General features: G+C 71.0%; 11 protein-coding genes. 8 read left to right on the top strand and 3 right to left on the bottom strand.

Translation table 11 applies throughout. The annotated features are described in order from the left end of the window. Positions 1-184 precede the first annotated feature (184 nt). The gene (locus tag ACFWJW_RS11675; RefSeq protein ID WP_387238264.1) at positions 185-1651 is read left to right on the top strand and encodes a sugar porter family MFS transporter; all 1467 of its coding nucleotides are present in this window, start codon (positions 185-187) and stop codon (positions 1649-1651) included. 116 nt (positions 1652-1767) lie between these two features. Here ACFWJW_RS11675 and ACFWJW_RS11670 read toward each other — a convergent pair whose 3' ends face one another. Together ACFWJW_RS11670 and ACFWJW_RS11665 are read right to left on the bottom strand one after the other, a co-directional pair. Further along, positions 1768-2067: a YciI family protein gene (locus ACFWJW_RS11670; RefSeq protein WP_387238261.1), complete on the bottom strand. Its 300-nt coding sequence runs from the start codon at positions 2065-2067 to the stop codon at positions 1768-1770. An 83-nt stretch (positions 2068-2150) separates the two neighbouring features. Next, positions 2151-3572 carry an amidase gene (locus tag ACFWJW_RS11665; protein ID WP_387238258.1) on the bottom strand — a complete coding sequence of 474 codons (1422 nt, stop codon included), beginning with the start codon at positions 3570-3572 and terminating at the stop codon, positions 2151-2153. Positions 3573-3912: 340 nt separating this feature from the next. On the opposite strand from ACFWJW_RS11665, the gene ACFWJW_RS11660 reads away from it, so the two are divergent. Then, complete coding sequence (locus ACFWJW_RS11660) at positions 3913-4617, top strand: endonuclease V (RefSeq protein WP_387238255.1); 705 nt, start codon at positions 3913-3915, stop codon at positions 4615-4617. Positions 4618-4642: 25 nt separating this feature from the next. On the opposite strand, the gene ACFWJW_RS11655 is transcribed toward ACFWJW_RS11660, so the two are convergent. Further along, positions 4643-5830 (bottom strand): saccharopine dehydrogenase family protein, encoded by a 1188-nt coding sequence (locus ACFWJW_RS11655; protein WP_387238253.1) that lies wholly within the window; start codon positions 5828-5830, stop codon positions 4643-4645. Between the two features lie 306 nt (positions 5831-6136). Here ACFWJW_RS11655 and ACFWJW_RS11650 point away from each other — a divergent pair, with 306 nt between their 5' ends. The 6 genes from ACFWJW_RS11650 (at position 6137) to ACFWJW_RS11625 (ending at position 14541) form a co-directional block, all read left to right on the top strand. After that, entirely contained in the window at positions 6137-7552 is a 1416-nt protein-coding gene (locus ACFWJW_RS11650; protein ID WP_387238603.1) for a sialate:H+ symport family MFS transporter, read from the top strand. 234 nt (positions 7553-7786) lie between these two features. Beyond that, positions 7787-8179, top strand: coding sequence for an MmcQ/YjbR family DNA-binding protein (locus tag ACFWJW_RS11645; RefSeq protein ID WP_387238250.1), 393 nt, complete (start codon positions 7787-7789; stop codon positions 8177-8179). Positions 8180-8358: 179 nt separating this feature from the next. Further along, entirely contained in the window at positions 8359-9546 is a 1188-nt protein-coding gene (locus tag ACFWJW_RS11640; RefSeq protein ID WP_387238247.1) for a CaiB/BaiF CoA transferase family protein, read from the top strand. Positions 9547-9878: 332 nt separating this feature from the next. Further along, entirely contained in the window at positions 9879-11021 is a 1143-nt protein-coding gene (locus ACFWJW_RS11635; RefSeq protein WP_387238600.1) for an acyl-CoA dehydrogenase family protein, read from the top strand. Between the two features lie 66 nt (positions 11022-11087). Then, positions 11088-12302 (top strand): acetyl-CoA C-acetyltransferase, encoded by a 1215-nt coding sequence (locus ACFWJW_RS11630; protein ID WP_387238244.1) that lies wholly within the window; start codon positions 11088-11090, stop codon positions 12300-12302. Positions 12303-12336: 34 nt separating this feature from the next. Then, positions 12337-14541 carry a 3-hydroxyacyl-CoA dehydrogenase NAD-binding domain-containing protein gene (locus tag ACFWJW_RS11625; RefSeq protein ID WP_387238241.1) on the top strand — a complete coding sequence of 735 codons (2205 nt, stop codon included), beginning with the start codon at positions 12337-12339 and terminating at the stop codon, positions 14539-14541. Positions 14542-14569: the final 28 nt, after the last annotated feature.

Here is a 14569-nt window from a genome sequence, read left to right as displayed (position 1 = left end):
GGAGCAAGGGCCTCGGTGGGCCGCTTGGGTAGGGCGGAGGTGGGGGTGGTGCGGGATGAGCGGGTGACGGAGAGGGGTGCGGGGAAGTGTTGACAGCTGCGTGAAAAGCGCCGAATACTCGCATGATCAGTCATGCGCGATTCGGCATGCAGCAAGGCCCGCTCCGCCGCACAGAGGACTTCCCATGTCCATTGCCACGCTCTCGGCGACGCCCCCGCCGCCGTCCTCCAAGACCACACCCCGCACCGGCAGGCTGTTCGCGCTCACCGGCGCGGTCGTCGGCGTCATCTATGGCTACGACACCGGCAGCATCTCCGGCGCCCTGGTGTTCCTGAGCAAGGACTTCCATCTCACCGAGGCTGAAAAGGGCCTGGTCAACAGCATTTTGGTGTTCGGCTCCATCGTCGGCGCGCTGATCGGCGGCAGGCTCGCCGACGCCCTGGGCCGCAAGGCGGCGATGCTGATCGTGGCCGGCTCGTACGCCGTCTTCGTCGCCCTCTCCGCGGTCGCACCCAACGTCGTCGTGCTGGACATCGTCCGCTTCCTGCTCGGCGTCGCCATCGGAATCTCGATCGTCGCCGCCCCGCTCTATGTCGCCGAATCGACCCCGGCACGTATCCGTGGAGCCTCCGTCGCCGCCTACCAAGTGGCCACGGTCGCGGGCATCGTGCTCACGTACTTCGTCAACTGGGGTCTGTCCGACGGCGGGCACTGGCGCTGGATGCTCGGCCTCTCCGCGGTCCCCGCCGCGCTCGTCCTGATTCCGCTGCTCCGGTTGCCGGACACCCCGCGCTGGTACGTCCTCAAGGGGCGGACGGAACGAGCCGTCGAGGTCATGGCCATGACCGACCCCGATGTCGATCCGCGTGCGGAGGTCGCGGCCGTGGAAGCCGCGCTCGCCGAGGAGAGCGGTGGGTCGGCCCGCTCGCTGCTGCGGAAGCCCTTTGCGCGCGCCGCGGTCTTCGTCGTCGGCCTCGGATTCTTCTGCCAGATCACCGGCATCAACGCCGTGACGTACTACAGCCCGCAGATCTTCGAGGAGATGGGGTTCACCGGCAACGGCCAGAACTTCCTGCTGCCGTCATTCGTCCAACTCGCCTCGCTGGCCGCGACGGTGCTCGCCATCCTCATCATCGACCGGCTCGGCCGCCGGGTGGTGCTGCTCTCCGGCATCGGCACGATGGCCGTCATGCTCGCCGTCCTGACGGTGGTCTTCGGTGCGGGCGAGCTCCAGGGCGCGACGACCTGGGTGGGGTTCGCCGCCATCCTGCTGTTCACCGCGGCCTTCAACTTCGGCTTCGGCTCGCTGATCTGGGTCTATGCGAGCGAGGCGTTCCCCGCCCAGCTGCGCTCGACCGGAGCCTCGGTGATGCTCACCGCGGACCTGGTCGCCAATCTTCTGATCGCCCAGTTCTTCCCCTCGCTGATGGCCTGGGCGGGCGCGGCCACGACCTTCGCGGGCCTCGGCGTCCTCGCCCTTGCCGCCCTGGTCTTCGCCGCCGTCACCGCTCCCGAGACCAAGGGGCGCCAGTTGGAGGAGATCCAGGACTACTGGCGCAACGGGGGGCGCTGGCCCGAGCCGGCTGCGTCCACCGCCGCAAGCCCCCGCTCGCTCGGTGACTCGGCGGTGCCTCCGACCACGACGTCGTAGCTGTCCGGGCTGTCGGCGCTGTCGTAGCTGTCGGGAGCGGTGTGCCGCGAACAGGGCGGGAGGGCAATGCTCGGACTGCCGGGGCATCGGCGGTCCGAGCCTCCGGGGGACGCGCTTCAGGAGGGCAGCTGCTCCCGGTACTGCTCCAGTGCCGGCGCGGTCGTCGTCGCCACGAACTCCGTGATCCGGTACGCGCACACCCCGGCGAGCGTGAACGGGTCCTCGGAAACGATCCGCTCGACGGTGGCACGGTCCATCCCGGCGGCGAGGATCACGCCTCCGTCCCGCGGGACCTTACGGCCGGCGGCGACGAAATGCCCGGCGGCGTACTCCTTCTGAAGCCATTCCACATGCTGCTCGAGGACGGCGTCGACGCGTTCGAGGGGCGCGGTATAAGTCAGTTCCAGTACGAACATCACTGCAATATAGAGGAGGCGCCGGGCGGGGCCCGCCATCTTGGGGCGGCCGTTCCCGCCCCCGACCGGGGCGGGTGTCGGGGTCAGGTCGTCGGCAGGTCCGGGCGGCGGCGCCCGTGCCGCGTCGCGGTCTCGTAGGCATGACCGGCCTGGAGGACGGCGAGATCGGCGCGTGGTGGACCGATGAACTGGAGCCCCACGGGCAGGCCGCCCGGGGTGAATCCCGCCGGGACCGAAAGGGCGGGTACGCCCAGGACCGAGATGAGGTAGGCGGAGCGCATCCAGTCCAGATAGCTTTCCGTGGGCCGGCCCGCCACCTCACGCGGATACTCCAACTCCGCATCGAACGGGGCGACTTGACTGACCGGGGCGAGGAGCAGGTCGTACCCGGAGAAGAATTCCAGCGTGCCGAGGTAGAGGCGGCTGTGGGCCGTGGTGGCCGTGTGGAGGTCGGCCACGGTCAGCCGGCGGCCCTGTTGGATGTTCCACACGATGCTGGGTTTGAGGGCCTGCGGGTCGGAGTCGAGCAGGCCACCGAGGGCGAGGCCGAAGCTGTGTGCCCGGAGCGTACGGAAGGTCTCGTCGGCGCCGGTGAGGTCCGGGCAGGCGGTGTCGACACGGCAGCCCAGCTCCTCCAGGACCCTCAACTGGGGCTCCAGAACGGCGAGCACGTCCGGGTCGGCCGGTGCGTATCCGTCCAGGTCGGGTGCCCAGGCGATCCGCAGCCCGCGCAGGTCGCGGTCGAGCGGTACACGGAACGCCGCCCCCGAGGTCTCCAGGCTGAGGGGGCAGCGTGGGTCCGGGCCGGCCATCGCTGACAGCAGCAGCGTGGTGTCGGCGACGGTCCGCCCCATGGGGCCCGGGACCGACAGGGTGTCCCAGAGGTCATTGCCGGGAGGTGATGGGACGCGGCCGGGCGTCGGCCGGAGCCCGACGACATTGCAGAAGGAGGCGGGGTTGCGGAGTGAGCCGCCCATGTCGCTGCCGTCGGCGAGCGGCTGTAGCCCGGCCGCCAGCGCCGCGGCGGCGCCCCCACTGCTGCCGCCCGCCGAGCGGGTGCGGTCGTACGGATTGCGGGTGGTGCCGAAGACGGCGTTGAAGGTGTGCGAACCGGCGGCGAATTCGGGGACGTTGGTCTTGCCGAGGCGGATGGCGCCCGCCTGTTGGAGCCGGTCGACCAGCAGATCGTCGTCGTCCGGGACGTGATCGGCGAAGAGCGGTGAGCCGTGTGTGGTGCGCATACCGCGGGTGAGGCGGGTGTCCTTGAAGGCGATCGGCAGTCCGTGCAGAGGCGGCACGGCGGCGCCCCGGGCGAGTCGCTCATCGGCCCGTGCGGCCGCGGCGAGGGCGCCCTCCGGGTCGAGGGTGACGATCGCATTGATGGCCGGATTGACCCGCTCGATGCGCTCCAGATGGGCCTGGACGACCTCTCGGGCGGAGATCTCGCGGCGGCGCAGCCGGGCAGCGAGGTCGGTGGCATCGAACTCGTGAAGCGCGTCGGGCATCAAGGACCTCCGGGGTGTCAGGGCGGCAGGCGTTGGGGGCGGGCAGCAGGACTCTTCCGGGCGGGCGACACCGTGGCGCCCTGGGCCGGCCGTCCCGTGCCCGGCTCCGGTCCGCCGCCGGGCTGCCGGGCCTCCACATCAACACCGGGCGGGTGCATGCTCATCACGGTACCGAGCACCACTGACACCGAGCTCTGAAATCCATGGCCTGAACTCCGCGTCCTGAACCCTGAACCCGAGCCCCGAACCCGAGCCCCGAACCCGAGCCCTGAGCCCCGCACCTTGAGCCGATCCGCCCGGTCGTGGGCTCGATCACCGGTTCGGTAGCGTTGCGGTCATCATGGACACTCCCGGAATGATCTCCTGCGACGACGAACTGCGGCACTGGCCGGCCGATGAAGCCCAGGCGCGTGCGGTGCAGGACCGGTTGCGGCCCCATGTACGCCTCGATGAAGCGGGTCCGGAACCGGGGTTCGAGGGCACCGTGGTCGGGGTGGATGTCGCCTACGACGATGAACGGGACGTCGTCGCGGCGGCCGCCGTCGCCCTGGACGCCCGCACCCGCGCCGTCGTCGACAGGGCCACCGCAGTCGGGCAGATCTCCTTCCCGTACGTCCCCGGCCTGCTCGCCTTCCGTGAGATCCCCACCGTGCTCGCGGCTCTCGGCCGCCTCGCCCGCACCCCCGACCTGGTGGTCTGCGACGGCTACGGGCTGGCGCACCCGCGCCGCTTCGGGCTCGCCAGCCACCTGGGGGTGCTGACCGGACTGCCCACCATCGGCGTCGCCAAGAACCCCTTCACCTTCCGGTACGCCCCTCCTGGCCCGGAGCGCGGCGCCACCTCGCCGTTGCTGGACGGGACCGAGGAGGTGGGACGTGCGCTGCGTACCCAAACGGGCGTCAAGCCGGTCTTCGTCTCCGTGGGGCACCGCACCAACCTCGACCGGGCCTGTGCGCACACCCTCCATCTGGCGGCCGATTACCGCCTTCCGGAGACGACCCGGGCCGCCGACGCCCTGTGCCGGCGGGCGCTCGCCGACGCGTAACGGCGGGCCCGGGCCACGGCCCGGGTCACCCCTGGACGACGCCGAATCTGATGCCCGCTTCCTGGAGGCGTGCCGTCAACGCGTCTCCCATGGCCACCGCCGTCGTCACTTGGCCCGCGGTCTCCGGGAGGTCGTCGAAGGCCAGGCTGAGCGCCGACTCGGCGAGCATCTTCGCCGTCTCCTCGTAGCCGGGGTCGCCGCCCGAGACCTCGGTGATCAGACGGGTGCCGCCGGCGGAGGCCACGAAGCGCACCTTGAACCAGCTGCGCGCCCGCCGCTCGGGGCTCGGGCCGTCGCCCGGCTCCAGACGCCCCGACAGCCAGCGTCGTACGGGCGGTACCTGAGCGAGCACGCCCAATGCTCCCGCCCCCAGGGCCCCGCCGACGGCGACCGGCAGCCGCCGCACCCCGGCGTAGTGGCGATAGCGGAAGTCCGGCCCGTAGCGGTCCAGCGCGGCGGCCGAGCGGGCGACGATCTGCGGATCGAGGGTCGGCAGCGGCACGCCCCAGGTGCGCGTTTCGCTGCTCCGTACAGGCGGGCCGAAGGGGGCGCGCACCGTACGGCCGGCCGGTCGTTCCTGGACCTGCTGGCGCTCGCGGGCGGCCCGCGCCATGGCGACCGGACGTGCGGCGGCGGTCAGCGCCGAGTTCAGCGTGCCGCCGGAGAACGCCCCGTTGGTCCGTACGAAGCCATCGATGCGTACGGGGACACCTTCGGGGAGGAGCCCCACGGTGTAGTGGACCCCCAGGTCGTACGGGACGGAGTCGAACCCGCTCGCGTGCACGAGGCGCGCGCCGGACGCACGGGCCGCCGCATCGTGCCGGACGTACATCCGGTCGATGAACTCCGACTCGCCGCACAGATCGACATAGTCGGTGCCCGCCGCGGCGCAGGCCGCCACCAGCGGCTCGCCATGGACAAGATACGGACCGACGGTCGTCACCAGCACCCGGGTGCCGGCGGCGAGGTCGCGCAGCGAGCCGGGATCGTTGCTGTCCGCCCGCAGCAGCGGCAGGTCGGCGCAGGCCGGGTCCGACTTCGCCAGCCGGTCGCGCAGCTTCTCCAGTTTGGCGGTGCTGCGCCCGGCCAGTGCCCAGCGGCAGCCCTTGGGGACGTGGGCGGCCAGGTAGGCGGCAGTGAGGGCGCCGGTGAAACCGGTGGCGCCGTAGAGGACGAGGTCATAGGCCCGTCCGGAGGTGTCCTGCCGTGGCATCGCGCATCCTCTCGACCGCCCACCGGCCCTGGAGTCCGGACCCTGGCAGTCGGCGTCGCCCCGTCAAGTTCCGCTCCTGGCGGCCCTCTTGACCGCCCTGTGGGTGGTACGGAGTCTGGCATGACGCCTTGACAGGGTGCCGCGGCGGGGCCAGATTCACGGATGGCGCCGACGACGTAGGACGTCCAATGTCCGGCTCGCCGACTGCCGGAGGGAGGCCCGGCCGCTGTGACAACGCTCCGCACGCACACCCGTGACCGGGGGCGGCGATGGTGGCAGGAGGTCACCCCGCCCCAGTGGAAGGCGATGTTCGCCGCCTGGATCGGTTACCTCCTCGACGGTTTCGACTTCGTCCTGATCACGCTGGTGCTGACCGAGATCGCGGCGGACTTCCGGCTGAGCACCGCCACCGCCGCCTCGCTGATTTCCGGCGCCTTCATCACGCGATGGCTGGGCGGCGCCGTACTGGGCGCGATGGGCGACCGCTACGGCCGCAAAGCCGCCATGATCAGCAGCATCCTGCTCTACTCGCTCGGCACCTTCGCCTGCGGATTCGCCTGGGACTACACCAGCCTGTTCGTCGCCCGGCTGGTGATCGGCCTCGGTATGGCGGGGGAGTACAGCGCAAGCGTGACGTATGTGCTGGAGAGCTGGCCCCTCCGATGGCGCAACCGGGCCTCCGGATTCCTGATCTCCGGTTACGCGGGCGGTACGGTCCTCGCGGCCGAGCTCTACAAGTGGGTGGTGCCCCACTGGGGCTGGCGCTGGATGTTCTGGATCGGCGTGCTGCCCGTCCTGGTAGCCCTCTGGGTGCGCAGGGCGCTTCCGGAGGCCGGGGACTGGCAGAAGGAGATCGGCGCCGCCACCCGTTCGGCAGAGGGGCGCCCGAACCCCTTCCGGCCGTTGTTCACGGGACGGCTCCGCGCCGAGGCCAACGCAGTCCTGGCGGTGGCCGCCTCGATGGCGCTGTTCTGCGTCTTCACCCCCCTCGGCACGGGCCATGTCCCCTGGCTGTCCGCCACCGCGGCGCTGTGCCTGACCGCCTTCGCCGTCCAGCTCGGCGGCCGCCGCGGATGGCTGTTGTACGTGTCCCTGATGGCGACGGTGTTCTGCGCGTTCCTCTACAGCTGGCCGATCCAGGCCCTGCTGCCCACCTACCTCAAGACCGGTCTCGGATACGCCCCTGGGCAGGTCACCGACGTGATGTTCTACGCGGGCTTCGGCACCATGGCGGGCTGCTGGCTGGCGGGCTTCGTCGGCGACCGGCTCGGTACCCGGCGGGCCTACGCGTACACGCTGCTCGCCTCGCTCGTCTTCGTCTTCCCGGTCTTCGCGGTGCGGGACAGCCTGCCGGCGCTCGGCGTGCTGGTCTTCGTGCTGCTCGCGCTCAGCCAGGGCATCTCCGGCATCCTGCCGAAGTACCTCGCCGGCCACTTCCCGACCGCCACCCGGGCCGCGTCCGTGGGCTTCGTCTACAACGTCGGGGCGCTGGGCGGGGCGGCGGCGCCCGTCCTCGGCACCCATCTGGCCGAAGGCATGCCCTTGGGGCGGGCCCTCGCCGTGCTCACCTTCGGCCTGACGCTCGTCGTCATCCTTCTGGTGGGCGGCAATGTCCCCCAGCGGCTGGCGCGACTGGTGGACCGTCAGGCGTCCGACGATCATCTGGTGCCGGCGACCGGGGGGCCGGGGGCCCCGGCCGCGCCGCAGTCGTCGGCGCGGTGACGCGGCGTAACCCTCCCGAGGGCGGAAGCGGCGGCGAGTCGACGCCCGCCGGAACCGTTTGCGCGCCGGACACGGGCGCCGGACACGGCGTCAGATGTCCCCCGGCCAACCCGCCGTCGGGCGCTCCGCGGGCCGTTGTCAGTGGTCGCCGTTAGCGTGGAATGCGTGGGTCGGCCCGCGCGGGACGCGGGTGCGGCTCAGCGGCAGCGCAGGCGGTGCCGTGGGGGAACGGACATGGAGGAGCGGATGGCGAAGGCGGCCGGGCCGGCGGTGGTGCGGGAGCGGGTGCGTGCGTTCGCGCTGGGGCTTCCCGGGGCGGTGGAGGAGTTTCCCTGGGGCGAGAGCGTCATCAAGGTCAACAAGAAGGTCTTCGTCTTCCTCGGCGTCGAGGACGGCAGTCATCCGCTCGGGGTCACGCTGAAACTCACGGACCCGGAGGCCCATGCCCATGCGCTGACCTCGCCCGGCGCCAAGCCCGCGGGCTATGGCCTGGGCAAGTCCGGATGGGTTCGGGTCCCCCTGGAGGAACCGGACGCTCCGCCCGCCGAGCTGCTCTGCGACTGGGCGGAGGAGTCCTATCGCGTCATAGCCCCCAAGAAGCTCATCGCCGAGCTCGACGGGGTATAGCGGCGCAGCGGCGGCAGGCGCGCAACGGCCCGTGACGGCGATGGCGAAGAAGCCTCGTCGGCGCGGGCCCTTTTCCGTGGTCGCCACTTGGCACGGGGGTCTTGTGGAAAGTGGAACACGTTCTTAACATCACGAGTGTTACATCAGAAGTGTCACAGTGCGGAAAGGCATGGGGCGCGATGGCAGAGCCAGGCAACGGCCCACTGAGCGGGGTGCGGGTGGTCGAACTCGCGGGCATCGGTCCCGGCCCTTTCGCGGCCATGCTCCTGGCCGACCTCGGCGCCGATGTCGTCCGGGTGGACCGGCCCGGAGGCGCGGGACTGGGCATCGATCCGGCCTACGACGTCACCAACCGCAACAAGCGCTCCGTACTGGTCGATCTGAAGAGCCCCGACGGTGTGGCGCAGGTGCTCGAGCTGGTCGAGCGCGCCGATGTGCTGGTGGAGGGGTACCGCCCCGGTGTGGCCGAGCGGCTGGGGGTGGGTCCCGAGGAGTGCCTCGCCCGCAACCCCCGGCTGGTCTACGGGCGGATGACCGGCTGGGGGCAGCAGGGCCCGCTCGCCGACACCGCCGGACACGACATCGGCTATATCGCCATCACGGGCGCGCTCGGCATGATCGGCCCGCCCGACGGCCCGCCCGCCATCCCCGCCAACCTCCTCGGTGACTACGCCGGCGGCTCCCTCTACCTCGTCATCGGCGTCCTCGCCGCCCTCCAGCACGCCCGCGCCGACGGTGGAAAGGGCCAGGTCGTGGACGCCGCCATCGTCGACGGCACGGCACATCTGACGGCGATGATCCACGGCATGCTGGCGGCCGGCGGCTGGCAGGACCGGCGCGGCGCCAATCTGCTCGACGGCGGCACTCCGTTCTACGGGACCTACGAGACCGCCGACGGCGGCTATATGGCGGTCGGCGCGCTGGAGAAGCGGTTCTACGGCGAATTCATCCGTCTGCTGGGCCTGGAGGAGGAGGCCCCCGGCCGCGACGATCTCGCCGCATGGGACGAGCTGCGCAGCGCCATCGCCGCCCGCTTCAAGACCCGTACCCGCGAGGAGTGGACGGCCGTCTTCGAGGAGTCGGATGCCTGTGTGGCGCCCGTGCTCTCCCTCCGTGAGGCGCCGCGGCATCCGCATCTCGCCGCCCGCGGCACCTTCGTCGAGCACGGCGGGATGACGCAGCCCGCGCCCGCGCCGCGCTTCTCGCACACCCCCGGCGCGGTGCGCAGACCACCCGCGCGGCCCGGTGCGGACACCGAAGAGATCGCCCGCGACTGGCAGGCCCCTGGCCTCCTCGCCCCGTCGCCGGCCGCCCCCGCCCCGTCCGCCGGCCCGAGCCGCACCGCCCAGAAGGACACCGCCGGCTGATGGCACCCGCCCGCACACTCCGGTACGCGGCCGGCCCGCGCCGGGTCGCCGACGAGGCCGCCGCCAGGGAAGCGGCCGGCCTCGACGCCGTCCGGGCCGGGAGTGACCGGCCCGGCCGCGCTCCGCGAGCGGACGTCGCCCCGCGTGGCCGAGCGCGGAGTCGAGGCCGAGGGCGAGTACGGAGCCGACGGTGCGTCCGTGACCGAACCAGGGACTTCCGGGTGGCGGACGGGACAAGGCTCCCCGCCCGTCCCGTAGGGCCGCAGCCCGCAGAGTTCACCGAGACCGTCAAGAACTGGCTCATGGGAGGGCCCGCAGAGATGACCGCGCAGATGAAGCGCCAGATCTTCACCGAGGACCACGAGTCCTTCCGCGCAATGGTGCGGACCTTCCTCGCCAAGGAAGTGACGCCCTATTACGAGCAGTGGGAGAAGGACGGCATCGTCAGCCGGGACGCCTGGCGGGCGGCCGGCAAACAGGGGCTGCTGGGGCTGGCGGTGCCGGAGGAGTACGGCGGGGGCGGGCAGCAGGACTTCCGCTACAGCGCGGTGCTGGCCGAGGAGTTCACCCGGGTCGGCGCCGCCGGGCTCGCCGTGGGCCTGCACAACGACATCATCGGCCCCTATCTGACGACCCTCGCCACCGAGGAGCAGAAGCGCCGCTGGCTGCCCGGCTTCTGTAGCGGAGAGATCATCACCGCCATCGCCATGACCGAGCCCGGTGCGGGCTCCGACCTCCAGGGCATCCGCACCCATGCCGAGGACGCCGGCGACCACTGGGTCCTCAACGGTTCCAAGACCTTCATCTCCAACGGCATCCTCGCCGACCTGGTCATCGTCGTGGCCAGGACGACGCCGGAGGGCGGGGCGCACGGTCTGAGCCTGCTGGTCGTCGAGCGCGGTATGGCGGGCTTCGAGCGGGGCCGCAACCTCGACAAGATCGGCCAGAAGTCCCAGGACACCGCCGAGCTGTTCTTCCACGACGTCCGTGTCCCCAAGGAGAATCTGCTCGGCGAGCTGAACGGTGCCTTCGTCCATCTCATGACCCACCTCGCCCAGGAGCGGATGGGCATCGCGGTGGCCGGTATCGCCGGTGCCGAACACCTGCTGGAGATCACCAGCCGGTACGTCAAGGAGCGCGAGGCGTTCGGACGCCCGCTGGCCAAGCTCCAGCACATCCGCTTCGAGATAGCCGAGATGGCCACCGAGTGCGCCGTCACCCGCGCCTTCCTCGACCGCTGTATCGCCGACCACTCCGCCGGCGCACTGGACGCGGTGCACGCCTCGATGGCCAAGTGGTGGGCCACCGAGCTGCACAAGCGGGTCGCCGACCGCTGTCTGCAACTCCATGGCGGCTACGGCTATATGGCGGAATACCGCGTGGCCAGGGCCTTTACCGATGGCCGTATCCAGACGATCTACGGAGGGACCACCGAGATCATGAAGGAGATCATCGGACGCTCCCTGCTCGACTGACCCCGGACCGCGCCCGGTCCCCACTCGCTGCCCCTGCCTCCACCCTCATGCGAAAGGCTTGTTGACTTGAGTACCGAAGCGTACGTATACGACGCGATCCGCACCCCGCGCGGCCGCGGCAAGGCCAATGGCGCACTGCACGGCACCAAGCCGATCGACCTGGTCGTCGGCCTGATCCACGAGGTGCGCCGCCGTTTCCCCGGCCTCGACCCGGCCGCCGTCGACGACATCGTGCTCGGCGTCGTCGGACCGGTCGGCGACCAGGGCTCCGACATCGCCCGGATCGCGGCGATCGCCGCCGGGCTGCCCGACACCGTCGCCGGCGTACAGGAGAACCGCTTCTGTGCCTCGGGCCTGGAGGCCGTCAACATGGCCGCCGCCAAGGTGCGTTCGGGCTGGGAGGACCTGGTCCTGGCGGGCGGCGTCGAGTCCATGTCGCGGGTCCCGATGGCCTCGGACGGCGGCGCCTGGTTCGCCGACCCGATGACCAACTTCGACACCAACTTCGTCCCGCAGGGCATCGGCGCCGACCTGATCGCCACCCTTGAGGGCTACTCGCGGCGCGATGTCGACGAATTCGCCGCGCTCTCCCAGGAGCGCGCCGCCGAGGCATGGAAGGATGGCCGCTTCGACCGCTCCGTCGTGCCGGTGCGCGACCGCAACGGCCTCGTCGTCCTGGACCACGACGAGCACATGCGCCCCGGCACCACCGCCGACTCCCTGGCCGGCCTCAAGCCGTCCTTCGCCGCCATCGGCGACGCGGGCGGTTTTGACGCGGTCGCCCTCCAGAAGTACCACTGGGTCGAGAAGATCGACCACGTCCACCACGCCGGTAACTCCTCCGGCATCGTGGACGGCGCGGCGCTCGTCGCCATCGGCTCCAAGGAGGTCGGTGAGCGCTACGGGCTGACCCCGCGGGCCCGCATCCTCTCCGCCGCGGTCTCCGGCTCCGAGCCCACGATCATGCTCACCGGCCCCGCGCCCGCCAGCCGTAAGGCCCTGGCCAAGGCCGGGCTGACCATCGACGACATCGACCTCGTCGAGATCAACGAAGCCTTCGCGGCCGTCGTACTGCGCTTCGTCAAGGACATGGGCCTGAGCCTGGACAAGGTCAACGTCAACGGCGGCGCCATCGCGCTGGGCCACCCCCTCGGCGCCACCGGCGCGATGATCCTCGGCACCCTGATCGACGAGCTGGAGCGGCAGGACAAGCGCTACGGCCTGGCCACCCTCTGCGTCGGCGGCGGTATGGGCATCGCCACCGTCATCGAGCGCCTCTGACCGCCCGTCCCATCCCCCTTACGGAGAAGCCACAGTGAGCGAGTCCCCTGCGTCGTCGACCATCCGCTGGGAACAGGACGAGACCGGCATCGTCACCCTGGTCCTGGACGACCCCGACCAGTCCGCCAACACCATGAACAACGCCTTCAAAGCCTCCCTGACCGCGGTCGCCGACCGCCTGGAGGCCGAGATGGACAGCGTCCGCGGCATCATCTTCACCTCCGCCAAGAAGACCTTCTTCGCCGGCGGCGACCTGCGCGACCTGATCGCCGTCACCCCCGAGAAGGCCGAGCAGGCATTCGAGTCGGGCAACGGCATCAAGCGCGATCTGCGCCGTATCGAGACCCTCGGCAAGCCCGTCGTCGCCGCGATCAACGGCGCGGCGCTGGGCGGCGGTTACGAGATCGCGCTGGCCTGCCACCACCGCATCGCCCTCGACACCCCCGGCACCAAGATCGGCCTGCCCGAGGTCACCCTCGGCCTGCTGCCCGCCGCCGGCGGTGTGACCCGTACGGTGCGGCTGCTCGGCATCGCCGACGCGCTGCTGAAGGTGCTGCTCCAGGGCACCCAGTACAACGCCACCCGCGCCCAGGAGGCCGGGCTGGTCCACGAGGTCGCGGCCACCCCCGAGGAGCTGCTCGGCAAGGCCCGCGCCTTCATCGAGGAGCACCCCGAGTCCCAGCAGCCCTGGGACGTCAAGGGCTACCGCATCCCCGGCGGCACCCCGGCCCAGCCGAAGTTCGCGGCCAACCTCCCGGCGTTCCCCGCCAACCTCAAGAAGCAGCTCAACGGCGCGCCCTACCCGGCCCCCCGCAACATCCTCGCCGCGGCCGTCGAGGGCTCCCAGGTCGACTTCGAGACCGCGCAGACCATCGAGGCGCGCTACTTCGTCGAGCTGGTGACCGGCCAGATCTCCAAGAACATGATCCAGGCGTTCTTCTTCGACCTCCAGGCCGTCAACTCCGGCGCCAACCGGCCCAAGGACATCGCGCCCCGCAAGGTCGAGAAGGTCGCCGTGCTCGGCGCCGGCATGATGGGCGCGGGCATCGCCTACTCCTGCGCCAGGGCCGGGATGCAGGTCGTCCTCAAGGACGTCTCCCTGGAGGCGGCGCAGAAGGGCAAGGCTTATTCGGAGGGGCTGCTCGCCAAGGCCCTCTCCCGGGGCCGTACGACCGAGGCGAAGCGCGACGAGCTGCTGGCCCGCATCACGCCCACCGCCGAGCCGGCCGACCTCGCGGGCTGCGACGCCGTCATCGAGGCGGTCTTCGAGGACGTCGGTCTCAAGCACAAGGTCTTCAAGGAGATCCAGCACATCGTCGCGCCCGACGCGCTGCTGTGCTCCAACACCTCCACGCTGCCCATCACGCTGCTGTCCGAGGGCGTCGAGCGCGACCAGGACTTCATCGGGCTGCACTTCTTCTCGCCGGTCGACAAGATGCCGCTGGTGGAGATCATCAAGGGCGAGCGGACCGGCGACGAGGCGCTGGCCCGCGCCTTCGACCTGGTCCGCCAGATCAAGAAGACCCCGATCGTCGTCAATGACTCGCGCGGCTTCTTCACTTCCCGTGTCATCGGCCACTTCATCAACGAAGGCGTGGCGATGATCGGCGAGGGCCTCGACCCGGTCTCCGTCGAGCAGGCCGCCGCCCAGGCCGGCTACCCGGCCAAGGTGCTGTCCCTGATGGACGAGCTGACCCTCACCCTGCCGCGCAAGATCCGCGAGGAGACCAAGCGGGCGGTGGTGGAGTCCGGCGGCAGCTGGCAGCCGCACCCAGCCGACGCGGTCATCGACCGGATGGTCGACGAGTTCGGCCGGCCCGGCCGCAGTGGTGGCGGGGGCTTCTACGAGTACGGCGAGGACGGCAAGCGCACCGGTCTGTGGCCGGGGCTGCGCGAGCACTTCACCAAGAAGGACGCCACCGTTCCGTTCATCGACATGCAGGAGCGGATGCTCTTCTCCGAGGCACTGGACACCGTCCGCTGCTTCGAGGAGGGCGTGCTCACCTCCGTCGCGGACGCCAATATCGGCTCCATCCTCGGCATCGGCTTCCCGGGCTGGACCGGCGGCGTGATCCAGTACATCAACGGCTACCAGGGCGGCCCGGGGCGCGAGGAGCAGGTCGGTCTGCCCGGCTTCGTGGCCCGCGCCCGTGAGCTTCAGGAAGCCTACGGAGACCGGTTCGCGCCGTCCGCGCTGCTGGTGGAGAAGGCCGAGAAGGGTGAGAAGTTCAGCGACTGACCGGTCATGGGGGCGGGCCCCGGCGGCC

It is taken from the genome of Streptomyces sp. NPDC127097, from assembly GCF_042724075.1.
GTDB lineage: Bacteria > Actinomycetota > Actinomycetes > Streptomycetales > Streptomycetaceae > Streptomyces.
Note: the sequence above shows the minus strand (reverse complement) of the source record. Positions and strands in the feature narration are given on the sequence as shown.